Consider the following 25,203-nt stretch of genomic DNA (forward strand, 5'->3'; position numbering starts at 1 on the left):
TTGAGCATAGAATCCACCCTTCAAGAGTATTTAAGAAAGACAGCGAATGCGGCGCCACTGGCTGTCTTTCGTATTTTTTTCGGGATTTTAATGCTCATCAGTATCATACGGTTTGCCGCAAATGGATGGATCTATAAACTATACATCGAGCCGGATTTCTTTTTCTCATACTATGGTTTTGAATGGGTCCAGCCGATTGGCGAATGGACATATTTGATTTTCATCATTTGCGGTCTCTCAACCATTTTCGTTTCCATCGGGTATAAATACCGGGCAGCAATCATTGTTTTCTTCCTCAGTTTTACCTACATCGAACTGATGGACAAAACCACCTATCTGAATCATTACTACTTCATCAGTATTCTCAGTTTTCTGATGATTTTTCTTCCTGCCCACGCATATTACTCGGTTGATGCCTGGAAAAATGAATCGCTTCGGGCTCAAAAAGTCCCTGCGTGGACCATTGATTCTATCAAATTACTTTTGGGAATAGTCTACTTTTATGCCGGTTTAGCGAAACTGAATTCAGACTGGTTGCTTCGAGCGATGCCTCTTCAAATCTGGCTTCCGGCAAACTATTCACTTCCAATTTTGGGTGATCTTCTCCAACAAACATGGGTTCATTATGCATTTTCATGGGCCGGAGCTCTCTACGATCTGACGATTCCGTTTCTATTACTGATGAAACGAACCCGCTTGTTTGCATTCGTCCTTGTGATCGTCTTTCATGCTCTGACAAGAGTTCTGTTTCCGATCGGCATGTTCCCGTACATCATGATAGTGAGTGCGCTGATCTTTTTTGAGCCGAAACTTCACAATACCATCCTGAGTCGGATCTCAAGATTCTTTAAAATCCAAAAAGATCGGTTTGATAATGCGAGATCTTATCTCTTCTCCAGCACTATAACCAGGAAAGCAAGTATTGGTTTACTCTCACTATTTTTTATTGTCCAACTATTAATTCCGTTTCGATATCTGCTCTATCCCGGTGAGCTATTTTGGACAGAGGAGGGGTTCCGGTTTTCATGGCGGGTGATGCTTATGGAGAAAGCCGGTTATGCCAATTTTAAAGTTGTAGATTCTGAATCGGATCAGAGTTTCTACGTTGATAACACCGAATTTCTCACTCGATTCCAGGAAAAACAGATGGCAGCTCAGCCCGATTTCATCCTCGAGTATGCGCATCACCTCGAAGATTATTACCAACAAAAAGGGATTGAAGATCCCGGAATTTATGTAGAGAGTTTCGTAGCGCTAAATGGCAGAAGAAGCCGTCCGTATGTGGACCCAAATGCAGATCTGACTGAAATCGAACCATCACTGAAACACCGAACCTGGATACTTCCATTTGATGATGAGATTAAAGGACTTTAGTCTTTTTATAATTCTATTTATTTGCCCAATTGTTGCCTTCTCTCAACACTCTATTTCGGGAACCATCACAGATCAGAATTCCGGCGAACCGTTGGCCGGTGTTGATATCTACGACAATGCTGCTGGTAAATCATACCAGTCGAATAGAGATGGAGAATTCGTCATCGAAAATCTCCCGAATGGAGAATACAATTTCTACTTCTTTTTTCTGGGTTATGAAATTCTGAACAAAACGGTTGCTGTGGATGGGGAAAATGTCAATTTAGATATTGAGCTTGAAAAGCTGGCCCGGGAGATGTCGGAAGTAGCCGTAATTGATCAGCGGGATCAGATTTTTGCAATCAAACGATTGCGTGAAGTGGAGGGTACATCGATTTTTGCCGGCAAGAAAACCGAGGTGATTTCAGTCAATCAGGTAGTTGGGAATACGGCAGCGAATAATGCACGCCAGATCTATTCACAAATATCCGGCCTCAATATTTATGAGTCGAATGACGCCGGGTTACAGTTGAATGTGGGTGGGAGAGGGCTTGACCCAAATCGCTCGTCGAACTTTAATGTACGACAGAATGGATATGATATCAGTGCCGATGTTTTGGGCTACCCGGAGAGTTATTACACCCCTCCGGCTGAGGCGCTTCAAGAGATCCAGGTGATTCGCGGGGCCGCTTCCCTTCAATATGGCACGCAGTTTGGCGGGTTGATCAATTTCCAGATGAGAAAACCCGATCCCGCAAAAAATATTGAATGGCGATCCCGGCAATCGGTCGGCTCAAATAGTCTGCTCACCAGTTTCAATAGCCTTGGAGGAACCGTGGGGAAGGTAGGCTATTACGGGTACTTCAACTACAAAGATGGCGAAGGCTTCAGGCCAAATTCAGGTTTCGAATCAAGTAATTTCTATCTCTATAAAGATGTAGAACTGGCTGAAAAAACCACGGTCAGTTTCGATTTTACCTACCTCTATTACCTGGCTCAACAACCGGGCGGTTTGACGGATGCCCAGTTTTACGAGGATCCAACCTTCAGCAACAGAACAAGAAACTGGTTTGAAGTAGACTGGAAACTGGCATCGGTAAAGTTAGATCACCGGTTTTCATATCAATCCAGGTTGAGTGTAACGGTGTTTGGTTTGGATGCTTCCCGAAAATCTGTGGGATTTCGTACGAACCGTGTTTCCCAGGAGGATGATTTGGACGCTCCTCGTGACCTGATTCTCGGAAACTTTAAGAATTGGGGAGTGGAAACCCGGTTCCTCCAGCGCTATAAGTTAGGAGATAAAAACGCTGTATTCCTGATCGGATCAAAATATTATCAATCCAAGAACACATCCGTTCAGGGACCCGGAACAGCGGGAGCTGAGGCTAATTTTTCTTTGGCTGATGATGCATTTCCAAACTACCCGAATCAATCGAACTTTACGTTTCCCAACCGGAATGCAGCGGTATTTGGTGAGAACATTTTTTACTTGAAAGATAACTTTTCGATTACACCCGGATTTCGTTTTGAATACATCAAAACAGAGAGTGAGGGATCGTATAAACGCGTCAACTTTGACCTGGCCGGAAACCCCATCCAAAATCAAACGTTTGAGGATAACCGAGTATTCGATCGCTCATTTGTATTGTTGGGTCTTGGTGTGAGCTATCTTCCGAAACCGGGTATTGAACTCTATGGAAATTTTTCGCAGAACTACCGGTCTGTCACATTTAACGATATTCGAGTCGTAAATCCGACATTCCAGGTTGATCCCGATATCTCAGATGAAAGTGGATTTACAACAGATTTTGGGGTTCGGGGAAATATCAATGATGTTCTTTCCTTTGATGTGGGAGGATTCGGACTGATGTACGACGATCGCCTCGGGGAAGTACTTCGGGCAGAAACACGGGTTAATGCAGATGGTGAGCTTGAGGAAACCGGACGGGTAGTGCGATTTCGAGGAAATATCGGACAGGCGTTTATGTATGGCCTCGAAACCTTGGTGGATCTGAACCTGCTTCCGATACTTGATTTTGATGCCCGAAATGCTCGTTTGAACTTATATGCCAACACGGCCATCACAAAATCAGAATACCTCGATTCGGATATTCCGGGAGTTGAGGGTAATGAGGTGGAATTTATACCATTGATAAATCTCAAAACGGGGATCCGGTTTGGATATAAAAATCTGTTGGGCAGCCTTCAATACACCTATCTATCCAAGCAGTTCACGGATGCGTCCAACGCACTCCAAAATGTGAATGACAATCAGAGTGGGATAAAAGGGGAGATTCCAGCTTACGATATTCTGGATTTGTCGCTTTCCTGGTCATACAAAATGTTTAAGGTTGAAACGGGGATCAACAATCTGTTGGATAAGAGTTACTTTACCAGACGAGCGACCGGTTACCCCGGTCCCGGAATTATTCCATCCCCGCCACGTACCTATTATGTGACGTTGCAGTTTATGCTGGATTCGTGAATATAAATAGAGATGGCGCGAGCGTCTCGCTCGTGCCTGTTGAAGTGAACTCGGGGGATGTTCCTTCGCCATGAGAACACCTCTCTGAGTTTTCCAAGAACAATTGAAAAACTCTGTATCTGCTGAAGGAGAGATTTTACAAAAACTTACTCGCCAAATTTGCCAGTTCCGAACGCTCTCCTTTTTCGAGGTTGATATGCGCATAGACATCATTATTGTTCATGCGGTCCACAAGGTAGGAGAGGCCGTTGCTTTGTGTGTCAAGATACGGTGTGTCGATCTGGAAAATGTCACCCGTAAATACAATCTTCGTATTTTCCCCGGCGCGCGTGATAATCGTTTTTACTTCATGCGGCGTTAGGTTTTGAGCTTCATCAATAATAAATATCACATTATTCAGACTTCGTCCGCGGATATATGCGAGCGGTACAATTGAGAGTTTCTCATTCTGGACCATCTCATCAATCTTCTTGTACTGCTTGCTGCTCTCTTTATACTGATTTTTGATGATGTTCAGATTGTCCCACAATGGTTGCATGTAAGGGTCAATTTTTGATTTAACATCGCCGGGAAGGTATCCCAAATCGCGATTACTTAGCGGCACAATCGGTCGTGCCAAATAGATCTGTCGATATTCGCGTCGCTGCTCAAGGGCACATGCCAGTGCGAGCAGTGTTTTTCCTGTTCCTGCCGCTCCTGTAATGGTAGCTAGCAGAACCTCCGGATTCATCAGTGCGTGCATCGCAAAGGTTTGTTCGGCATTTTTCGGTGTGATACCGTAAGCGTTTTTCGGATTGACCAACTCTACTTTCTCACTCGCCGGATTATAATAACCAAGCGCCGAACTGGAGTGATTTTTCAGAATATAGTAATGGTTGCTGACAGGCTTCGTTTGATCAATCTCTTCATAATCAATCTGCCCTTTTTTATACAGATCGTTGATATGACTGTTGTCTTCAAATTTCAGATCAGTCTTGCCGCGGTAGAGATGATTGATATCCTTGATGCGAATCGTCTCATAATCCTCGGCATCCAGGCTCAATGCTCTGGCCTTTAAACGAAGATTAATATCTTTCGAAACCAGCGTGACTTTCTTGTCTGGTTCTTCCTCTCGAAGCTTAAGGGCTGAATTCAGAATGCGGTGATCATTTTTTTGAGACCCGAATACCTCAGCGGCATCCACTTTGCTTCCTTCGTTGCTGATCACCCTGATTTTTCCATGTGATTTGCCATTCAGTGGAATCCATTTCTGGATCATATTGGCATCGGTAATTTTGTCGAGGTAGCGGATAAATTCTCTTGCATGAAGATTCGTGACCGTATTTCCTTTTTTAAAAGAGTCCAACTCTTCCAACACGGTTATGGGAATAGCAATGTCGTGCTTTTCAAAGTTCTTTACAGCTTCAGAATCATATAAAAGAACGGATGTGTCGAGTACGAAAATCTTCTTCGCTTTCTTTTGTCTGGGCATAGGCCATACAAATTTGTGTGAGAGATGTGTGTCTGTAGTGATGTATTAAAACAACAATAATCAAACAAACTCACAGAATCAATTCCCTGTAAAAATTTTACGAAGAGTTTATTTGACTTTTCTGATTTGGTTTAAATCTATAAAGGATTGTTTTGAGCAATTTATACAGCATTCATTTCAAGAGATTTGATTTCTTCCAAGTCTTTCTTCTTGCTTTCTGCTTCTTCCTCAAGATCATAATCATCCTGCAAGCCTAACCAGAATTTAGCACTGGTTCCAAAATATTTGGAAAGCCGAAGAGCAGTATCAGCGGTAATACTTCGCTTTTTATGGATAATTTGACTAATCCGGGTTTGTGGCATAAACGTCTCTTTTGCCAGCCGATAAGCGGAGATGCCGAGAGGATCTAAAAACTCTTCTTTCAACACTTCACCAGGATGTATGTTCGGTAACTTTTCCATTGCACTTGGGTTTTTAATGATAATCTATAATCTCAACTTGATACGCATCATCGTTCTTCCATTGGAAAATGATACGCCATTGTTGATTGATACGGATGCTGAAATAATCCTTTAAATCACCTTTTAGCTTTTCCAATCGATTTGCTGGAGGAATACTAAGATCATTTATACTTTGAGCATTATTTATCATCCTTAATTTTCGACGGGATTTTGATTGAATATCTGGCGGCAGTTTTGTAGATCTTATGCCATTCCAAATTAACTCCGTCTCCTTATCGTTAAAGCTTTTAATCATTTTACTTATGTTATACGATACTAACGCGAAAAATAAGTAAAAAATTTTAGATATGTGTCAAAAATTTAGAAAAGAGTCTTAGAACGTCGATGAGTTACTTGAAAACTTATAAAGAGCAATCGAACAAGCAATCGCCGCATTCAAACTCTCCACCTGATTCGGTTTTCCATCAATTTTGATCGAATGTCGGCCATCTCTGAATAACTCATCAGAAATTCCATTTCCTTCATTTCCCACAACCAGAATACTTTTCTCTGATTTCGGTCTCTCTTCAAGATTTTTTGATCCTTCACCTGCATCAAGCAGGAAAGTCGTCCAATTTTCTTTTTCGAAGGATGTTAACAGATCATTCAGATTCCCAGAGATATATGGTAACACACCGGTCGCGCCTGCCGTACTCCGAACCACTTTAGGATGAAAGGAATCCACAGTTCCGGTTCCAAATATGATTCCTGTCACGTCAAACCAGCTAGCCGTTCGGATGATTGTCCCCAAATTTCCCGGGTCCTGGATAGCGTCGATAGCGAGTATTACTCCTGATTTTTGGCTTAGATTTTCCACACTCGATTCTTGCGGAATTTTACAGACAGCAACAATTCCCTGGGGGTTATCGGTATCCGAAACAGTTTCAAAATCAGAAGACTCCAATTCAAAAAACGAAAGATCTCTTTTGATTGATAGCTGCTCAGGATTCCAGCCTTTTTGAATGATCAACTCTTCTACCTCTATTTTACCATTCTCAAGAATTTGCTCCACACACCGAACACCCTCGGCCAGGAATTGACCACTCCTCTTGCGATATTTTCCCATCAGAAGTTTTTTCCAGTTCTTCAGTTGATTGTTCGATGCGGGTTTAATCATAAGTGTGAAGTAAAAAAAGTGAAAACGCAAAAGTGAAAATACTAAAGATAGCGCAAGCGTCTCGCTTGTTCTTCGGTGTCGTGTGGGGCACAAGCGAGACGCTTGCGCCAGCCTGAAGTCCTACTTACTTAATAAGTCCATTGATTATATAAAAAGATTTAGATTTTTCTTACCAGAAACCAGAAACCAGAAACCAGAAACCAGAAACCAGAAACCAGAAACCAGAAACCAGAAACCAGAAACCAGAAACCACAAACCAGAAACCAGAAACCAGAAACCAGAAACCAGATCTGCCTTTTCACTTAACTACTTTCCCTATATCTTACTAGAAATATTCAAATAAAAGCCATTCAAGACATGAAAGATTTTTTGAGCAAGCTCGGTATTAAACATGAGAATTCAGGCACATCAACCGGACAAGAATTTTTGAAGGATGTAACTTCGGAAAAAATTACAAGTTATACACCTTCCGACGGATCAGAGATTGCCACAGTTTATGAAACGACAAAAAGTGAGTATGAAGAAGTCGTACAAAAATCACAAGAGGCGTTCAAAGAGTGGCGAATGATGCCGGCGCCGCAGAGAGGAGAGATTGTTCGGCAGATTGGTGAAGAGCTTCGAAAATACAAAGAACCGCTGGGGAAATTGGTCAGTTACGAGATGGGCAAAGTCTACCAGGAAGGATTGGGTGAAGTCCAGGAGATGATCGACATCTGTGATTTTGCCGTGGGTCAGTCGCGAATGCTGTATGGCAAAACGATGCACTCCGAAAGACCTCAACACAGAATGTATGAGCAGTGGCATCCGTTGGGTCCCGTTGGTGTGATTTCCGCATTTAATTTTCCGGTTGCAGTCTACAGTTGGAATGCCATGATTGCAGCCATTTGCGGCGATACTATCATATGGAAGGGATCCGAAAAAACGCCACTTTGCGGAGTTGCGGTTCAAAATATCATCGGAAATGTTCTGAAAGCAAATGATGTGCCGGAAGGCGTTTTTAGTTTGATAACAGGCGGCCGAGAGGTCGGCGAATGGATGACAACCGACGAACGAATTCCGTTGATTTCTGCAACCGGATCAATCCGAATGGGTAAACAGGTTGCGCAGACCGTTGGAGCCCGCCTCGGTAAAACGATCCTGGAACTGGGTGGCAATAACGCAATTATCATCAGTAAAGATGCGGATTTGGAAATGGCGGTCCGTGCGGTTGTCTTTGGAGCGGTGGGAACGGCTGGCCAGCGTTGTACATCCACCCGGCGACTCATCATTCACGAATCTGTTTTTGATGAATTGAAAGATCGGTTGGTCTCGATTTATCAAAGTATTAAAATCGGGGACCCGCTGGATGAGGATACATTGGTCGGTCCGCTGATTGATCAGGATGCAGTGCAGGCGATGCAAAATGCACTCAAACAGATCAAAGAAGAAGGGGGAAAGGTTATCACCGGTGGGGAAGTGCTTGAAAATATGGAAGGTCATTATGTGAAGCCCGCCATTTGTGAAGTAAAAAATCATTACGAAATCGTTCAGGAAGAGACGTTTGCCCCGATTTTATATCTCATCAAATATTCATCATTGAAGGAAGCGATGGAATATCACAATGGTGTAAAGCAGGGATTAAGTTCAGCCATGTTTACGCTGAATATGCGTGAAGCTGAGACATTTTTGAGCCATCGGGGATCGGATTGCGGCATTGCCAACATTAATATCGGGACGAGTGGCGCAGAAATTGGCGGAGCATTTGGTGGTGAAAAAGAGACCGGCGGCGGACGCGAATCCGGCTCGGATGCCTGGAAAGCGTATATGCGTCGGCAGACGAATACCATCAATTGGGGCGATGAACTGCCTCTTGCACAGGGCATTGAGTTTGATGTGTAGAGGTTTCACCAAGACATTGTATTTTTTTCAATTGGCAAATAATTTTCAAACTCTAAAAAGCGCGTACTAGTATTGGCGTTTTTGAATGGTAAGAAAAATACAATGTCTAAAACTTGTTGCGTTACTTGTACATGGTATTGAATTTGATACGTAAACAGCATTTTTCTTTCCCGATTTCTAAACTTTGAAAATGAGATTTCGTACACCACGGGTGCATAAAATATGAATCCCTCAAAAGAATAAGATGAACAAATTTACATCAAGAATAACCGGATTACTTCTATGTCTAATTCTGTTGCAACCACAGCTTTCAGAAGCCCAGCACACTTTTGATCAACAAAAACTAAATACATATCTAACCACACTTGAAGAAAGTGACAAATTTATGGGATCGGTTGCTATTCTTGAGGATGATAATGTACTATTTCAAAATGCTTACGGAATGGCGAGCCGGGGACAGCCGTCTGATATAAATACCATTTACAGAATAGGTTCCATTACGAAGACGTACACGTCAACCATGTTAATGCAACTAGTGGAGCAGGGAGAGATCAGCCTTTCAGATCATCTAAGTGAATTTTTTCCTGAGATACCCAATGCCGATAAAATTACAATAGAGCATCTTTTACATCACAGATCTGGTTTGGTGAGCATAACAAGCGTTGAGGAATACATGGACTATTACACCGAAGGCTCAACCCGCCAAGAGATGATCGACCGGATGATTGAGTATGGAACTAATTTCGAGCCGGGTGAAAAAATGGAATATAGTAATTCCGGCTACTTGATTTTGGGATATGTTATCGAGGATGTAACAGGGATGGATTATGCAGACGCTCTTCAAAATATGATTGTAGAACCGCTTGGGCTTGAAAAAACGTACAATGGGATGGATATATCTTCAGACCGTGGGGAAGCTCAGTCATTCAGCTTTACCGAAGATGAATGGGAAGAAAGTCCCGAAACAGATATGTCAGTTCCGCACGGTGCCGGTGCCATTGTTTCTACGCCAACCGATGTTGGATTATTCTTAAACGCTTTATTTGATGGCGAGTTGGTTTCGATGGAGTCACTTGAAAAGATGAAAAACCTCAAAGATGGTTATGGATTAGGCATTTTTCGGATACCGTTTAATAAAAGATTTGCCTGGGGGCATAATGGTGGAATTGACGGTTTCCAATCCACATCTGGCCACTTTCCGGAAGAGGATCTCACGTTCGTTCTTCTTGGAAACGGCGTGAACTATTCTCTGAATGACATAGCTATCGGAACCCTGAGTATCCTGTTTAATAACGATTTTGAGATTCCGGATTTCTCGAATGAACCTGAACCTGTTGAGTTATCAGAAAATGAACTTCAGGCATACACCGGTTATTATACGTCCGATGATATTCCTCTTGAGATTGAAGTATTTATTGAGGAGGGAGTTTTGAAAGCGAAAGCAACGGGTCAGGGAGCTTTTCCGCTTTCAGCTTTTGAGGGTGGAGTAATGAAGTTTAATCCCGCTGGAATTACGATGATTTTCAACAGCCTTATCGATGGAAATTATGAAGGTTTTGAACTTCAGCAGGGTGGTCAAAGTTATCAATTCACTCAGAAATAAGTATAGTCTAAATATTGCTTGCGAACTGAAGTGAAAGTAAGACATGGTATTTTTTAGAGCTGGCCCCGAGTTCTGAAATAGTTAAAAATATTAAATCACTATCAAAATCCGAGACATTACGGAAAAATACCATGTCTAAAACTTATTGAAACTAACAAGATTTAAAATTAATTTATGTACATATATTTTTGTACATAAATTAAAGTTATGAAAAAAGTTCAGGTAAATGAGGTTCGAGAAAAGCTTGCGAAATATCTTTCCGAGGCAGAGAGAGGAGAGGAGATTATTATCACCAAACACTCCAAGCCGATTGCACGATTATTGCCGGTGGAAAGTAAAACCTCAGAATTTCCGGATTTATCTGAATTCAGAGAGAAAATAACCGTCAAGGGAAAGTCAATGTCTGAAGAAGTCAGTGAAATGAGAAGAGAAGAACGTTATTGATGTACGTTGATACAAGTTGTCTCGTAGCTTACTACTTACCTGAACCAAAAAGCGAACTTGTTCAGTATAAGTTTCAGGAAGCTGACCAGGTATTTATTAGCTGGATAACTGATGTCGAAATACTTTCAGCTGTTAAAAAGAAAGAAAGGATGAATGAGATCAGCTCAAGGGATGTGGATAATGCATTCCAATTATTTAAAAATCATCGGGAGAATGGTCTTTTCAATGTAATTGAGTTAACGCCAGCCATTTTTAAAAGTGCTGAGTTTGTTCTTCAAACCTCATCCACGGCACTCAGAACACTTGATTCAATCCATTTGGGGATTACAAACGAATTGAAGCTGGAGTTATTTACCTTTGATCAAGTTTTGTTGAAGAGTGCTGAAAAGTTGAATGTTCGTCTTACAAAGATGTAAAACGAAGACATGGTTTTTTTTTCGTTTAGTAAATCTGTGGAAATATAGAAAGTGATATCTGAATCAACATTTTGAGGTGGTTTGAAAAATCCAATGTCTAATCCGGTCTAATTTCTCGGCTCGGCGAGCCGAGTTACAAGTCGTCAACCACTCGAAAACTCTCCGGGCCGTACTGAAATAGCAGATCCAGCAGACAGCAATCGGGTTCGAATCCATCAAAATGTTGCCTGTATTCCGGGTGTTTAAACTTTATTGTTGATTTGTTCTTGCCCTGACGCTGATAATGACGAGCACCCGGTTCCTGGAAATACTGGTCAGCATTCAAATTTTTGGCAAGTTGATCGGGGTCAGAATTATAATCATTTAAATTGGATGCAAGGACAAATCCAGGGAGATTTTCCGCTTCAAGAAATCTGAAGATTCTGTTTCGCAGATAGAGATTGAAATTCAATAAAAGATCGAATGCAGTGGCAGATTCAAAATCCGAACGAATCTCCGGCTCATAAAAATCGAAATAAACGCTGTTTCGATAGTTGAATTCCACGGATCGCAGGAGTGGTTCAATCCAATCTTCAGAATGGTCGATTCGAACTTGGTGAATAGGTTTGTCGCGATCTTCAGTTACCACCGGAATATTGAGATATTGTGTTCCTTCCGGAGTTCGAATCTTTGCCCGGTGTACCCGGCTTTTACGCGACCACTTTTCTGTATCCTGTAAAACCACCTGATCTGAATGGAGAATAATTGCCAAATCATGAAGATTGGGTATCATGGTTGGTTGTAGGAATGCAAGTATCATTTCTTGTATTTCAAATTCAGAAATTCATTTTAGGACGAATCAAGTAATTCCAAAAACAAATTACCGATTTAATACCCGTTTAAAAATGCACGTTGAAATTCGTTTCACAAGGGTAGATGCCTTATTTTAATATGTAACTGTATATAAAAACTGTTTTTCTTTTTTATGGGGAATTATTCCAATCGAAAACATAAACAAAGACGTAATGCTCTTGCCGATAAACTTGAAAAGCGGGGGATTGAAGACCAGAATGTGTTGGCTGCAATCCGGGAAATTCCAAGACATGAGTTTGTAGATACTGCTTTGGAAGATCGAGCTTATGAAGATACAGCACTGCCTATCGGGGCGGGACAAACTATTTCACAGCCTTATACGGTTGCAGTCCAAACAGAACTTTTACAGGTAAAGAAGGGAGAGAAAATTCTTGAGATTGGGACCGGGTCCGGATACCAGGCGGCAATTTTATGCGAGATGGGTGCGGATGTATACAGCGTTGAACGCCAGGAAAAACTCTATCATACAGCAAAAGAAAAACTTCATCGGCTCGGATACAGGCCTCAGTTAAAATTGGGTGACGGAACTTTGGGATGGAGTGCATATGCTCCCTATGATGGTATTGTTGTAACGGCCGGTGCACCCGTTGTTCCGGAAGACCTGGTTGAACAACTTAATATTGGGGGAAGACTGATTGTACCCGTCGGCAATCAGAATAGCCAGGTGATGGTTCGGATTACACGCGTCTCGGAAAATGAGTACGATGAGGAACGACTTCAACATTTCAAGTTTGTACCATTGATTGGAGAGAAGGGTTGGGATTAATCACTGGATCAACAACAAATTTATACCCGTCACGCACAAAATTCTGCTCATCTTCATAATTATTTCTTCAAAATATATTTTTTTGGAAGAATCATTAAGCCACTATTCAATTCTATCACAACAATTTAGGAGTGATTTATCCATTGCTTTAAATTTTTTAAAGAGCGGGAATTCAAGGTATAGGGCAGATGTTATTCCTGCAGTTCTCGAGAGCATCTAATTATATCAATCATTCTTAAACCCCAATTCAATGAAACTTTTAAAAATAATAACTGTTGCAATTTCGGTGATGCTGTTTATTGCCGCAACACCTCTATCTACTGATACTGAAAAGTCAGATGCCAGCCATCATGATATTGTAAGTATAGCGAGTGATGCAGATAACCTATCAACACTTGTCACAGCTGTTCAGGCTGCAGGACTTGTTGAAACCCTTCAATCCGAAGGCCCTTTTACGGTCTTTGCCCCTACGAATGAAGCTTTTGCAGCTCTGCCTGATGGAACACTTGAATCACTTCTTTTGGAAGAGAACAGAGATAAGTTAATCCAAATCTTAACCTATCATGTAGTGCCCGGAAAGGTGATGTCGACCGATCTGGAAGATGGTATGATGGCTGAGACAGTTGAAGGTTCCAGTATTACAGTTGATCTGGACGGAGGCGTTTCTATCGATAATGCCAACGTGGTTACGGCTGATATTGAAGCCGATAATGGTGTGGTACACATTATTGATGCTGTAATAATGCCAAGCGAAGAAGAAAGCTCTTCATACTAAAATTATCAGCTCCATTTGCAAACATAGCCATCTGCATTTATATGTAGATGGCTTATTTTTTTAAAAAGTAGAATAGTGTTTATCCCCTTAATTATTTTTCAAGTACGTAAGTTTGAGTGTAACAATCGAAGCAATTCTCGCATAAAATAAGTGTATCAAACAACTCTAAAATAATCGACTGTAATTCCGCTGAATCATACTGGATACAAATTTCTTAGTCGCGTCATATCCATCAGTATTTTTTAATAGTGACATTTTTATAGATTCTGCTATCTCTTGTTCTTAAGTAGTTGTGGTTTTTTAAAAAATCATCCTCTGGTCATATTTTCCGTCTCATGGGTAAGTTTATGACACATAAAATCACCCCGGAGAAAGATCCATTTCCAGGAAGCTTAGAGATTACTTTCACAATATCCCGGAATTAGTTCACAGCCGAAAAAACAGAAGTTTTAAACCTTCTTTGGTGTTCTAATCGCCCAAGTACTAGTCAAAGATTATTAAAAAAATGCGCAGCCCTCACTAACTGAAAGAAGGGCTCAGGACTGCGCATGATTGGGGTAAAATTTAAAATCGAACCTGCATCTCTAAAGCAGGCACACGTTCACTTCTTTGTAGGAAACCTGGCTCAAGTTGCGTCACTCCAAATGACGATGAAGATGATTTTTCTCTTGGATCTGTTCTTTTAATAAGGTGATAACCGGCCCTCAAAACCGTAACCAATCCCACTCCCATATTTGCGATGGATAGGACTCTCCGGGTGTCATTTTTTACAGTCACTTTACGCATTGCCGGACAATTAAATCCCAAGCATGCTCCTTCACTTCCAATTGTTTCTGTAAAAGACCGTTTGTTATCAAAATTTAAAGCACCTATTAAAATCGATCCGCTGCCTGCCGCAAGTCCAAACCAATGTTTAGACGATCTCTCGTTGAATAGCCAGGGTTCGTTTGGATTGTTTGTGTGATACAGAATATTTGCAGCCGTTAAGACAGATGATCCAATACCATAGGATAGATCGATATTGTTTTCATTCCGCTCCACCTCTTCTATGATGGAAGGACCGTACATAGGTTGAATCATTCCCAATTCGCGAATCGTAAATCCGGAGGATTTCACCCATTCTTTGAAAACCGGGGCATCAATATCTGTGATGTAAGCGTACTTATATTTTTGATTAATCTTTTCCACGATTTCTCGTCCTAACGATTTCTCAATCAAATATCCCACTGCACAGATATCACCATCATTGCTGATAAAGGTTGGGCGTCTTGAATCGGGGTGGCCATCATTGTGAGGAAATTCTCCCGCCAGGTAATATTCGCGAAGATGATTCAGGTGCGTGAACCGATTTCGTTGCTGCTCTTCAGTAAGATGATCCACCGCCCGATTTCGAAGAATGCTCTCCACATACTGCAAATGTGTTTTAATGCGGACCTGTTCAGGAACTTCATCGGTAGGCTGTTTTCCAAAAACATGCAAAAAACTCTTATTGCCAATAACAGCATTTACCGCTTTTTGATTTTTCGTGTTTTCCGCTCCCTTGTTGTAATGAAGGAAAAAAAGTACAGACAATGTAAAGATCAACGGAAGCACAAGAAGAAACGAATATTGGCGATACATGATGATAAAATCTGTATAGTTAATAAGGTTTCATTCTTAGTACACATCAATTCCAACCAGTACCTACCCTGATTTGAAGTTGTTTATTGGAAGCGGAGCTTCGGCTTGGGAGGATGTCCAAAAAAGGTGTCATTCTGAACTTGATTCAGAATCTCAAGCCGTTCATCAGGCTTGGAGATACCGGATCGGGGTCCGGCATGACGAAATTAAGTTTTCCAGCTCATCTCACACCCTTTTTGGACAGCCTCAGAAAAAGTAATCAAGGAAAATCCTAAAAATCCCATGAATCAAGGTCAAAACTCCACCTGCAAACTTATTGTTGGATGAAACCCCGGCAGGCTCCTGTGCCGAACTCGGTAAATTGTTTCTTCTCCATTTTGAACCGGCTGTAGATATTTTTCGAGCGTGTTTTCCCGGTTCAGGATGTTTAATAGTTCCAGCCGAACTTCCAGGTTTGCACTACCAAGAGTGGGTTGATAGATGAAAGAAAGATCAACCTGTTGGAAGGAACTCATTTTATCATTTTCCGGGGTATTGAATGAAAAATTTGTTGGCATTTCAAACTGACGGTATCGAAGAAAATCGTAATAAGATTTTCTGAAAGCCCATTTTCTCCCCCAGATTCCCTGCCATTTTGCAGTAACGGCCAGGTCGGGCATCATCCGCCATAAAATCCTGAGTTGAGTACGATGTGGTTCATTCCAGGGGGCCGGCATCATTCGTCCAAATTGCGATTCCATATCAATCCGGGAGTAACTGTAATCGTAACCGGTTTTCAATTTTAGATTTGAGTCTGCAAAGCTTTGGTTCACTTTAATCCCGCCTCCCCACGCTTTCATCTCAGTTGTTTCTGCAAAAGCCCGAATGCCGCTAACCTGAACATTTTGGACCGACAGATTCTCCTGTGAACTCAAATTCGAGTATGAGGTTATATTTGTAACCGGCTGCCACTTGTAGTATAGCTCTAACTTAATCGATCTATTTGATGAGGGTTCTATCAAAGCTGATCCATTCAAATGCCATGCTTTGGGTATGTTATCCTCATTAGCCAATGACCAGATTGCAAAGGAAGGAACCAGAGATGTGGGGCCCGAATTGGTAACCTGAAATTCATTGATAAACTGCCTGTAGAGTCCACCGGAGAGTTTGGCGCTCCAATATCCAATATTCGATTCGGGTTGATCGAACTGAACGGTAAAACGGGGCTCTGCATATACTTGATTTGAGAGAGCAGCGTATGTAAAGCGCGATCCCCATTCAACATTCCAGTAACTGCCGAAAGTATGTTTGGTATTCAGGTAACTGCTAAGCAGGGTTGCAGACTGGTCGATCCGGGCCGGGAAATAACTCAGATTAGAGATATCTATTCCGGATGTCACGCGATCAAGTTGTACACCACCCTCAATTAAAAGGTGTGGAGAAATGCTGTATGAGCCATCGGCTTTAAGGATGAAATGCTGAATTTCGTTTCCGTCAAACTGAGTTGGAAGAGGTGTTGAATTTTCAGAAAAAGCACTATCTAAATTAAAATTACGGCCGGAACTGCCAACCGAAATCGGGTAATCCGCCGTACCCATTCTGTTTTGATGTTCAAACTGGTTGATACTGTAGCTGGCTTGGGTGGAAACATCAAACCTGGGAGTCAGTATTTCATTCCATGAAATTTGTGCTGTAAGGTTATTCCACTGGTAGCCATCACTCGCGTAGAGATAGGGGGCCGCAGACAACCCGGTATTACTTCTATGCTGGTTTAGCAGCCTGGTTTCTACTTCGTTTTCAGCAAGATAAAGTGAAGCAGAAATGGAACTGAAATTGTCAATTTTATAAGATGTAGCCAGGTGATAATCAAAAAATTTAATGTCTGAATTGTGGCGAATGGGTTCGTATGCAGCAGCATCATACTCAATATCTCCCACAGCATTGGTGATCAGGGGATCAATAGTATTCCAATCTTGGAGTGTATTCTCTAAAGTTGGGTTTTTGTAGATATCCCAAAAATTGGTTCTCAGGGCAGTCATAATTTGAAGTGAGGACTCTTCGCCTGTGGTAAACGACAGATCACCTCTGAGATTCGTGCTGAGCGGATCTCCCTGCAGAACAATACTTTTATTTCCGGTTGCAGGTAGATCATGTGAGAGATTAATCAACCCGGCAATTTGGCTGCCCGCCTGAACACCATACCCGGTTTTGTGCACCCTTACATTTCCAATAGCATAGGGGCTAAAGGAACTGAACATCTGACCAAAACTATATGGATTATACACCGGAACACCGTCCAGCAAAATTCTGTGTTCACTCTGTTGCCCGCCCTGCAAGTGGAGATCAGTTAACGGCAGGCCGTATTGAATTCCCGACATCAGGTTTAGATTCCGGATCGCATCTCTCATCACCCCTACAGTGTTTAACTCTGAACTCACAGGCATTGTTGGATTTTGATGATGAGGAATTTTTGCCCTGTGTGCCTCTACAACTACCGGCAATACATCTACTGGTTTTCGTTCTAGTGAGATTCGCTCCGTCAACTCGTTGTCGGGGCGGATCTGAATAGTTTTCGAAACAGGTTCATAACCTACATAACTAAAAGTAATTCGATGCGTGCCGCTCAGTAATTTATTAATTGAAAAGTTACCTGAGTGATTCGTACTCGTTCCGCCCGATGCATCTGCAAGCATGACTGTAGCCCCGGGAAGAGGTTCACCCGTTTCACTGTCCACGACTTTACCGGCAAAGGTTCCATAGAAAGGTCCTCCGCGTGAGGACTTTACAATTACGTAGGTTCCGGATGAAAGGATGATGTAATCAAGTTCGTGATCTTCAAGAAGTTGTGTTAGAAGTTCGTCGGTATTTTTTGGGTTGATGCGCTCGTAGATGTGAATACCTTCCGTAATTTTAGGATCGTACACAAGATCGATTTCCGTTCTTTTGATAATCTGATCGAGCGCTTCGCTCAGGGATTCTCCGCTAAACTCGAACGAAACGAACTCTTTCTTTGAATCCTGGCCAACAGATACAGAGTTCAAGCCCAAACAAAGAAGAACGGTAAGAGTAATTGCAATCCCTGAACGAATCATGCCGGATTATTTAAAAATTCTATAACCGCTTGTAGTTTTTGTAAAACGCAGTCCCTTCACCGTACATATATCTTCCAGGATTGTTTCGACATTTGCAGGCTGGTTATAATATGCTGTGAGCGTTTCATACTCCATATCTTCAACGTCTAACTCTATCTCAACATCAAAACTGCGTTCAAGATCGTGTAAAATTACAATCAGCGGTGATTGCTGAAAGACCAATCTATTATCTCTCCATGCCAGATGTTCTTCAGAAGAGGCAGTTGGTTGAGCTGGTGAACCCATTTCGATATTCAGCCTGCTGGTTTGTCCTGCCTGAAGTGAGACTATTTTTGAACTGTTATCAACCGGATAGAATTGGACGCTTCCTTCGGTTACGGTTATCGTTGTTTCAACTGCCGGATCATCCGCCCAGGAACGAACATTAAATTCTGTACCCGTTACTTCCGTCGCCGAGCCGTTAGCTTCCACGATAAAGGGATCCTCGCCCTCTTCGACCGAGAAGTACGCTTCTCCATTCAGTGTGATATCGCGATTCGTGAAGGCAAATAGCCGGTTGTACTGCAGGGTTGATCCGCTGTTTAGCTCAACAGAAGACCCATCCGGTAGCTTTATCTCAGCTATTTCAGCATTTGGAACCGTTACTGTCTTTGGTACAAATAAAAATCCAAACCCGAGGATAATAAGAGCCACAGCTGCTACAAGATATCGTGCGTTTGAAAGAATAAATCCTGATATGCTCGAACCTTGATTACGGGATCGTTTTTCCTGTTCTATGCGGAAGTGAACATTTTCTAAAGCCTCATCTACCTCCTTTTCAGAAACGATATCTTCTCGGCGGGCGGCTTTTTTACTCTTCTGCCAGATATCTTTTGCACCGGCCCGTTCTTCGTCTGCAAACTGACTCAGAACATCTTCAAGATCTGCTTCATTATGATTGTGTTTATTTTGATTTTTCATGATTCAAGTATGACTGCTTTTCCCTGAGTATTCTTCATACAAGCTCCGAAGTTGTTTCAAAGCCGCTACAATGTGATTATTCACAGTTTTCGGCGATACGTCCATTACCGATGCAATTTCTTCGTGATTCAATCCCTCGAACCGGCTCAGTTCAAATGCCTCTTGCTGGCGCTCGGGCAGTTGTTCAATCCACTCACTAAATTTTTCAGACAACTCATCGGCTTTTTCATTTGAGTTGACCTCTTCGGCCGTTTGCAATCTTTCTTCCACAATAATGTCAGACTGTGCAATTTCAGACGACCGGTTACGCAAATAATTCAACGATCTGTTGCGAACAATTCGGTACAAATAAGCTTTCAAAGATTGCCCGGGATCGATCGATGTTCTGTTTTGCCAGAGTGAGATAAAAGAATCCTGTACAATATCGGCGGCTGAAGATTTTTCATGAGTATATGTAGCAGCAAAATTTACAAGTTGCGAATACATAGATCGAAACAGGCTGTCGAACGCGCGCCTGTCCGACTGCCAGATCTTCTCCGCCCAATGTTCAAATTGTTCCTTTTCTGGTCGATTCATGAATTCACTCTACCCTTAATACACAAGTGAATGGGATGATACCTAATAATAACAGAATTAATTTTCAGCTTTATAAAAGAGACTTATCAATCATAAAAAATTGAGCTAATTGTAAGTCAAGTAGCTTAAAGAAGTGTACTATTAAATACTCATTCTAATTCTTTAGAATCGATCAGGTGAGATCTTATTCAATTTCTAATGAAATGAGATCGGAATATTTTTCTTTTGTTATATTTTTTTACGTATTTATAAAAAATAGCAAACAAAAGAAGATTAAAGTGTTTGATTTGGTAAAAAAATAAATAAATAAAAGTAACATGTTGAATGCGGAGTTTATTTATTCATGAATAATAAGAAAAAAAATAAGGCCGGGAGATGTATGGGGACAAGTCGTAAGGATTTTTTAAAAATAACAGGTGTTGCGGGGTTGAGTGCAGCCGGGTTGGGAATTGTTACCGTCGGTTGTAGCCAAAAAAGTGAAACTGTAGAAGGAATACCTGAAAAAGACTGGCATTCCGATCCGGAGTGGCAGAGAATTAAGTATGGCGACTGGGGAGGGCCGGGGGTGCCATCCGGACCGGGGCCTATGGATCATGTTCTGCTGAAAGATCATGCACCGAAATCTTCAGTAATTGCACAAGAGACATTTATTGAACAAGCGAAGTTTCCCGTTATTGATGTGCATATCCACAATTATGCTGAATCTGCTAATGAGATATCGCCCGAAGTAGCCCTGGCTAACTGGGTTGATGATATGGATGAAGTAGGTGTTGAGTTGTCAGTTGTTCATACCGGGGAGGTGGGTGAAGATTTTGACAGGGTTGTTGATTTCTTTTTGACGGATTACCCGGATCGATTTCAACTTTACTGTGGAATATTGTCAGATGGAATTGATCAACCGGATTACCCGGAACGCGCAGTAAGTGAACTCGAACGTTGCTATGAAATGGGAGCGCGTGGACTTGGTGAAATTACGGATAAAGGATTTGGAATCACGCGAGATCCGGATCTGGCACCTGACGAGCGTTTACACCCCAACGATGATCGCCTGGTTCCGCTTTGGTCGAAAGCTGCCGAGTTGAATATGCCGGTTAACCTTCATATCGCCGATCATCCGTCGGCATGGCAGGCACCGGATGTGTTCCAGGAGAGGACACCGATCTATCAGCAATTTAATCAACACGAAAGTGATGGGCTTCATTATGGTGAGCTTTTGGATTTACTGCCGCTAACTCTTCAAAAAAATCCGGAAACGACTTTTATAGCCTGCCATTTAGCAAATTTAGGAAATGATTTGGGCAGGTTGTCTGATTTGCTCGATCAGCATTCAAACCTTTTTGTGGACATCTCGGCCCGGGACTATGAGATAGGCCGAACACCGAGAGCAGCAAAGGAATTTTTTACGGCTTATAAAGAACGTGTGCTTTTTGGTACTGATATGGGTATGCAAAAAAGTATGTATCAAGCATGGTGGCGGTTGCTGGAAAGTGCGGACGAGCACATGCCCGGACGAGTTTGGTGGAGATATTACGGCACAGACTTGACGGATGAAGTACTCGAACCGCTTTACAGGGGAAATGCCCTGCGACTCATGAATTGGGAGCCTGTTTAAGGAAATATGCTTTCAACCGACTTCAGAATTTAAAATTATCAATCAAACGAATACAAAAGAATGAATAGCAATCGAAGGGATTTCTTAAAGACAGCGGGTTTGGCAGGTGCCGGGATGCTGATTGGCGCCTCAAAAACTGCACAGAGCGAACAACCGTTCAAGCAAAATGAATCACAACATTTTAACATGCACGGTTATGCGGCTCCAAAGTTGGATCGGGTACGCATCGGTTTTGTGGGTGTGGGCAGCAGGGGATCGGGTACAGTTGAACGAATGGCCGTGATTGAAGGTGTAGAGATTACTGGTTTATGTGATCTTTATACTGACAGGTTAGAGAATACCATCCAATCTCTCCGAGATTTTTCAGATCATGATCCGGAACAATATTCCGGGAGTGATGACGCATGGAAAGAGATGTGCAGCAGAAATGATATTGACCTCATCTATATCGCAACACCTTGGGATCTGCATGCAGAAATTGCCGTTTTTTCAATGGAGCATGGAAAACATGTTTTTACAGAACTTCCTGTAGGAGTAACGATGGACGAATGCTGGAAGGTTGTTGAGACCTCCGAACGAACCCGAAAGCACTGTTTCATGGAGAGTAGCGATTGCCACGGCGGAATATCGTCAGTACTGTTGAATATGGTTCGCGATGGTTTCTTTGGTGAGTTAATTCACGCCGAAGGTCATTATATCCACGATAGGGTTTCTGATGATGGCAGATGGGTAAGAGATGAAGACAACCACCAATGGTTTGGCTACCGGCCATGGCGACTCAAAGAAAACATCAACAGGAATGGAAATCTTTATCCCGGTCACGGGTTGGCGCCTTTGTCACAAATGATGGATCTGAACTATGGCGATCAAATGGATTACCTGGTTTCCATCTCCAGCAACGATTTTACGATGGCAGACAGGATGGAAGAGCTGGCAGAGAGGGATGATTATTATGAAGCATTTGTTGGTCTGGAGTTCCGGGGGAATATGAATACAACCGTCATTCGGACAAAGAAGGGGCGAACCATTATGCTGCAACATGATATCAGTTCCCCGCGGCCCGGCAGAAGATTTCACCTAATTAGCGGAGATAAAGGTATCTACGAAGCAGAACCGTCGAGAATTGCGATGAGTCATGACGGCTGGGTTCCCGAAGAGGAATTTGAAGCGTTGATGGAACAGTATACGCCTGAAATAACAAAGAAATTTAACGAGAAAGTACAGCAGGCCGGTGGTCGAAGAGGCGACCGTTCGTATGCCAGGGTAACTGCAAGTGACTGGCGATTAATCGATTGTTTGCGAAATGGGCTGCCTTTAGAAAAAGATGTGTATGATGCTGCTCTTTACAGTGCAGTTACTCCCTTAAGTGAATGGTCGGTAGCCCGTCAGGGAGCAACGGTGAAAGTTCCGGATTTTACGGTCGGAGCCTGGAAGACCAATTCAAGAGGACTCGATATTTCGATTCAAAATGGAGGAACAACGAACCTTTTATGAGACAGAATTGGAAAATAGCCCGGTTTGATCTCCTTAGGAGAGTTGGCAAGGCACTGGTTTTGGTGCTACCCATGTTTCTATTCTTGAGTGAACATGCATTTGCTCAAGATGAACTGAATGTCTTACGCGGAGAATCTTCGAATAACAGGTGGCTGCATTATAGTGATGTAGAAAACGCTTTATACCATCACTTAGCAGATGAGGCATACCAACATCTTAACAGTCGAAAAGAACATCTGTCTGAATTGGAATCTCTTTCCGATTGGCAAAAAAGGCAGGGAGAAATTCGAGAGGCGTTACAAAGCATTGTTGGACCCTTTCCGGAAAAGACATCATTAAATGCCAGGATACAACGAACTATCCAAAAGGATACATACAAAGTTGAACACATTGTGTTTGAATCCCAGCCTGATTTTTTTGTCACATCTTCTCTCTTTATTCCAAACGGACTTACTGAAAAAGCACCGGTAGTGATCTATGTAAGCGGTCATACGGCAGAAGGGTATCGAAGTGAAATCTATCAGCATAAAATCCTGAATCTTGTTGATAAAAATTTCATCGTATTTGCGTTTGATCCGGTTGGCCAGGGAGAGCGTCTTGAGTATAATTTTGGTAACGAAAGAGTACCATCATCATTTGGAAGTCCGGCCGGTGGACATTCTTACTCCGGCTTACAAGGTTATATCACGGGAAATACCCAAGCTCAAATCATGATTTGGGATGGAATACGGGCTGTTGATTATTTGCTAACCAGGGATGAGATAGATCCGGAAAGAATTGGAATTACAGGAAGATCGGGCGGCGGAACGCAATCGTCCTATATTGCCGCCTTTGATGATCGAATTTATGCGGCAGCCCCGGAATCCTATATCACAAATTTTACGCGTCTTTTGCAATCTATTGGTCCGCAGGACGCTGAACAGGTCTTTGCAGGGGGAATTGCAAATGGGATCGATCATGCAGATTTGTTGGCGGTTCGGGCACCGAAGCCGACATTAATGATTGCAACTACGGAAGATTATTTTAGTATTCAGGGTGCGCGCGAAACTGCGAATGAAGTTTTAAAAATCTACTCAGCGTATAATGAAGAAAACCATTTTGAAATGGTTGAGGATTTCGGGGAGCATGGATCCACTGAAAAAAACAGGGAAGCGATGTACAGTTTTTTCCAGGATGTTCTCGACAACCCGGGCAATTCTGAAGATGTTGATGTTGAGATTTTATCGGATGAAGATAACCAGGTTACAGAAACCGGACAGGTTTTTACATCATTGAGTGGAAAAACAATTTCAGACTTAAACCGCGAAAAAGCAGAATTACAGTTTTCCCAACTAAAGAATGATCGAGAAAATCTTGATCAGCATTTATCAGAAATTGTAGAGTCTGCCAAAAATTTATCTGGGTACAGGGAAACGGAATCAATTAAAGAGCCTGTTTTTACGGGGCGAATACAGAGAGAGGGTTATGTTATTGAAAAGTATTTTTTAGAAGGGGAAGGTAAGTATCCCATTCCATACCTGTTGATAGTTCCTGAAAATTCAAATGACAAAGCGGTTCTCTACCTGCATCCGAACGGAAAAATGGCAGAAGCTTCTGAATCGGGCCAAATAGAATGGTTTGTTCAAAAAGGATTTACAGTATTGGCGCCCGATCTGATCGGTACTGGAGAAACGTCACCGGGAGGATCGGGGAATTTATTAAAAGAGTGGCATGCATCTGTTTTAATTGACAGAAGCATCACTGGAATTCGTGCCGGAGATATCAACCGGCTGACTCAACTCTTAAAGCAGAAGAATTCATTTTCTGATATTTACAGCGTAGCCGTACAAGAGATGTCACAAGGTTTACTGCATTCTGCTGCTATTTCAAACTCCTTTAGCCGGGTGGCTCTGATTGATCCGTTGATCTCATATCGGTCATTGGTATCAACAAAATATTACGATCCTGGTTTTACGGCCGGTGCTGTTCTTGGCTCTATGCAATCTTACGACCTTCCCGGTTTGGCGGCCAGCCTGGCTCCGGGAAAACTGTTGATGATCAACCCGGTGAATGGAGCTAACGGCCCGGCAGATGAAGAAGACATTGATAAAGATACACGGGTTATTCACGCAACATATGATCAAGCGAATCTCCCAGAAAATTTTAGAATAACCGGCCCTCAAACCGAAGATGAGATATTTGAGAGTTTAGAAGAATGGATCAACAATTAA

General features: G+C 42.2%; 20 protein-coding genes. 11 read left to right on the forward strand and 9 right to left on the reverse strand.

Features of this window, described 5'->3' with window-relative positions:
* The first annotated feature begins 6 nt into the window (after positions 1-6).
* Positions 7-1,374, forward strand: a complete 1,368-nt coding sequence (locus L6773_RS02985; RefSeq protein WP_369431154.1) for an HTTM domain-containing protein — start codon at positions 7-9, stop codon at positions 1,372-1,374.
* The gene (locus L6773_RS02990) at positions 1,355-3,838 is read left to right on the forward strand and encodes a TonB-dependent receptor domain-containing protein (protein ID WP_369431156.1); all 2,484 of its coding nucleotides are present in this window, start codon (positions 1,355-1,357) and stop codon (positions 3,836-3,838) included. Before L6773_RS02985 ends, L6773_RS02990 begins: the two co-directional genes overlap by 20 nt.
* A gap of 136 nt (positions 3,839-3,974) precedes the next feature.
* Here the strand turns inward: L6773_RS02990 and L6773_RS02995 are convergent, their stop codons facing one another.
* From L6773_RS02995 to L6773_RS03010, 4 genes are all read right to left on the reverse strand, one after another.
* Positions 3,975-5,309: a PhoH family protein gene (locus L6773_RS02995; protein ID WP_237852368.1), complete on the reverse strand. Its 1,335-nt coding sequence runs from the start codon at positions 5,307-5,309 to the stop codon at positions 3,975-3,977.
* A gap of 161 nt (positions 5,310-5,470) precedes the next feature.
* Positions 5,471-5,770 (reverse strand): HigA family addiction module antitoxin, encoded by a 300-nt coding sequence (locus L6773_RS03000; protein WP_237852369.1) that lies wholly within the window; start codon positions 5,768-5,770, stop codon positions 5,471-5,473.
* A 13-nt stretch (positions 5,771-5,783) separates the two neighbouring features.
* Positions 5,784-6,065, reverse strand: a complete 282-nt coding sequence (locus L6773_RS03005; protein ID WP_237852370.1) for a type II toxin-antitoxin system RelE/ParE family toxin — start codon at positions 6,063-6,065, stop codon at positions 5,784-5,786.
* A 78-nt stretch (positions 6,066-6,143) separates the two neighbouring features.
* A complete protein-coding gene (locus L6773_RS03010; RefSeq protein WP_439653417.1) occupies positions 6,144-6,926 on the reverse strand; it encodes a TrmH family RNA methyltransferase in 783 nt (260 codons plus the stop codon).
* A 357-nt stretch (positions 6,927-7,283) separates the two neighbouring features.
* Here L6773_RS03010 and amaB point away from each other — a divergent pair, with 357 nt between their 5' ends.
* The 4 genes from amaB (at position 7,284) to L6773_RS03030 (ending at position 11,267) form a co-directional block, all read left to right on the forward strand.
* On the forward strand, positions 7,284-8,804 hold the full coding sequence (gene amaB / locus L6773_RS03015; RefSeq protein ID WP_237852372.1) for an L-piperidine-6-carboxylate dehydrogenase: 1,521 nt from the start codon (positions 7,284-7,286) through the stop codon (positions 8,802-8,804).
* Between the two features lie 244 nt (positions 8,805-9,048).
* Complete coding sequence (locus tag L6773_RS03020) at positions 9,049-10,407, forward strand: serine hydrolase domain-containing protein (RefSeq protein ID WP_237852373.1); 1,359 nt, start codon at positions 9,049-9,051, stop codon at positions 10,405-10,407.
* Positions 10,408-10,614: 207 nt separating this feature from the next.
* Positions 10,615-10,851: a type II toxin-antitoxin system Phd/YefM family antitoxin gene (locus L6773_RS03025; RefSeq protein WP_237852374.1), complete on the forward strand. Its 237-nt coding sequence runs from the start codon at positions 10,615-10,617 to the stop codon at positions 10,849-10,851.
* A complete protein-coding gene (locus L6773_RS03030) occupies positions 10,851-11,267 on the forward strand; it encodes a type II toxin-antitoxin system VapC family toxin (RefSeq protein ID WP_237852375.1) in 417 nt (138 codons plus the stop codon). The genes L6773_RS03025 and L6773_RS03030 overlap by 1 nt, the downstream gene beginning before the upstream one ends.
* A gap of 133 nt (positions 11,268-11,400) precedes the next feature.
* Here L6773_RS03030 and L6773_RS03035 read toward each other — a convergent pair whose 3' ends face one another.
* Entirely contained in the window at positions 11,401-12,066 is a 666-nt protein-coding gene (locus tag L6773_RS03035; RefSeq protein ID WP_237852376.1) for a WbqC family protein, read from the reverse strand.
* A gap of 165 nt (positions 12,067-12,231) precedes the next feature.
* Between L6773_RS03035 and L6773_RS03040 the strand changes: the two genes are divergently transcribed.
* The gene (locus tag L6773_RS03040; RefSeq protein ID WP_237852377.1) at positions 12,232-12,885 is read left to right on the forward strand and encodes a protein-L-isoaspartate(D-aspartate) O-methyltransferase; all 654 of its coding nucleotides are present in this window, start codon (positions 12,232-12,234) and stop codon (positions 12,883-12,885) included.
* A gap of 250 nt (positions 12,886-13,135) precedes the next feature.
* Positions 13,136-13,660 (forward strand): fasciclin domain-containing protein, encoded by a 525-nt coding sequence (locus tag L6773_RS03045; protein ID WP_237852378.1) that lies wholly within the window; start codon positions 13,136-13,138, stop codon positions 13,658-13,660.
* Between the two features lie 564 nt (positions 13,661-14,224).
* On the opposite strand, the gene L6773_RS03050 is transcribed toward L6773_RS03045, so the two are convergent.
* The 4 genes from L6773_RS03050 to L6773_RS03065 form a co-directional block, all read right to left on the reverse strand.
* Positions 14,225-15,280, reverse strand: a complete 1,056-nt coding sequence (locus tag L6773_RS03050; RefSeq protein ID WP_237852379.1) for a hypothetical protein — start codon at positions 15,278-15,280, stop codon at positions 14,225-14,227.
* A 293-nt stretch (positions 15,281-15,573) separates the two neighbouring features.
* Positions 15,574-18,351 (reverse strand): TonB-dependent receptor, encoded by a 2,778-nt coding sequence (locus L6773_RS03055; protein ID WP_237852380.1) that lies wholly within the window; start codon positions 18,349-18,351, stop codon positions 15,574-15,576.
* Between the two features lie 6 nt (positions 18,352-18,357).
* Positions 18,358-19,311: a FecR family protein gene (locus tag L6773_RS03060; RefSeq protein WP_237852381.1), complete on the reverse strand. Its 954-nt coding sequence runs from the start codon at positions 19,309-19,311 to the stop codon at positions 18,358-18,360.
* Between the two features lie 3 nt (positions 19,312-19,314).
* Positions 19,315-19,887, reverse strand: a complete 573-nt coding sequence (locus L6773_RS03065; protein WP_237852382.1) for an RNA polymerase sigma-70 factor — start codon at positions 19,885-19,887, stop codon at positions 19,315-19,317.
* Positions 19,888-20,230: 343 nt separating this feature from the next.
* Between L6773_RS03065 and L6773_RS03070 the strand changes: the two genes are divergently transcribed.
* From L6773_RS03070 to L6773_RS03080, 3 genes are read left to right on the forward strand one after another with little or no spacing between them, the layout of a single operon-like run.
* Complete coding sequence (locus tag L6773_RS03070) at positions 20,231-21,499, forward strand: amidohydrolase family protein (RefSeq protein WP_237852383.1); 1,269 nt, start codon at positions 20,231-20,233, stop codon at positions 21,497-21,499.
* 60 nt (positions 21,500-21,559) lie between these two features.
* Positions 21,560-22,993 carry a Gfo/Idh/MocA family oxidoreductase gene (locus L6773_RS03075; protein ID WP_237852384.1) on the forward strand — a complete coding sequence of 478 codons (1,434 nt, stop codon included), beginning with the start codon at positions 21,560-21,562 and terminating at the stop codon, positions 22,991-22,993.
* Positions 22,990-25,203, forward strand: coding sequence for an alpha/beta hydrolase family protein (locus tag L6773_RS03080; protein ID WP_237852385.1), 2,214 nt, complete (start codon positions 22,990-22,992; stop codon positions 25,201-25,203). Before L6773_RS03075 ends, L6773_RS03080 begins: the two co-directional genes overlap by 4 nt.

The sequence above is a fragment of the Rhodohalobacter sulfatireducens genome (assembly GCF_022012475.1).
Classification (GTDB): domain Bacteria; phylum Bacteroidota; class Rhodothermia; order Balneolales; family Balneolaceae; genus Rhodohalobacter; species Rhodohalobacter sulfatireducens.

Coding starts and splice junctions, on each gene's coding strand:
- L6773_RS02990 (WP_369431156.1), top strand. CDS start 1,355: ATGAGATTAAAGGACTTTAGTCTTTTTATAATTCTATTTATTTGCCCA.
- L6773_RS02995 (WP_237852368.1), bottom strand. CDS start 5,309: ATGCCCAGACAAAAGAAAGCGAAGAAGATTTTCGTACTCGACACATCC.
- L6773_RS03045 (WP_237852378.1), top strand. CDS start 13,136: ATGAAACTTTTAAAAATAATAACTGTTGCAATTTCGGTGATGCTGTTT.
- L6773_RS03070 (WP_237852383.1), top strand. CDS start 20,231: ATGAATAATAAGAAAAAAAATAAGGCCGGGAGATGTATGGGGACAAGT.
- L6773_RS03065 (WP_237852382.1), bottom strand. CDS start 19,887: ATGAATCGACCAGAAAAGGAACAATTTGAACATTGGGCGGAGAAGATC.
- L6773_RS03030 (WP_237852375.1), top strand. CDS start 10,851: ATGTACGTTGATACAAGTTGTCTCGTAGCTTACTACTTACCTGAACCA.
- amaB (WP_237852372.1), top strand. CDS start 7,284: ATGAAAGATTTTTTGAGCAAGCTCGGTATTAAACATGAGAATTCAGGC.
- L6773_RS03020 (WP_237852373.1), top strand. CDS start 9,049: ATGAACAAATTTACATCAAGAATAACCGGATTACTTCTATGTCTAATT.
- L6773_RS03060 (WP_237852381.1), bottom strand. CDS start 19,311: ATGAAAAATCAAAATAAACACAATCATAATGAAGCAGATCTTGAAGAT.
- L6773_RS03005 (WP_237852370.1), bottom strand. CDS start 6,065: ATGATTAAAAGCTTTAACGATAAGGAGACGGAGTTAATTTGGAATGGC.
- L6773_RS03000 (WP_237852369.1), bottom strand. CDS start 5,770: ATGGAAAAGTTACCGAACATACATCCTGGTGAAGTGTTGAAAGAAGAG.
- L6773_RS03040 (WP_237852377.1), top strand. CDS start 12,232: ATGGGGAATTATTCCAATCGAAAACATAAACAAAGACGTAATGCTCTT.
- L6773_RS03025 (WP_237852374.1), top strand. CDS start 10,615: ATGAAAAAAGTTCAGGTAAATGAGGTTCGAGAAAAGCTTGCGAAATAT.
- L6773_RS03010 (WP_439653417.1), bottom strand. CDS start 6,926: ATGATTAAACCCGCATCGAACAATCAACTGAAGAACTGGAAAAAACTT.
- L6773_RS03075 (WP_237852384.1), top strand. CDS start 21,560: ATGAATAGCAATCGAAGGGATTTCTTAAAGACAGCGGGTTTGGCAGGT.
- L6773_RS03035 (WP_237852376.1), bottom strand. CDS start 12,066: ATGATACTTGCATTCCTACAACCAACCATGATACCCAATCTTCATGAT.
- L6773_RS03055 (WP_237852380.1), bottom strand. CDS start 18,351: ATGATTCGTTCAGGGATTGCAATTACTCTTACCGTTCTTCTTTGTTTG.
- L6773_RS03050 (WP_237852379.1), bottom strand. CDS start 15,280: ATGTATCGCCAATATTCGTTTCTTCTTGTGCTTCCGTTGATCTTTACA.
- L6773_RS03080 (WP_237852385.1), top strand. CDS start 22,990: ATGAGACAGAATTGGAAAATAGCCCGGTTTGATCTCCTTAGGAGAGTT.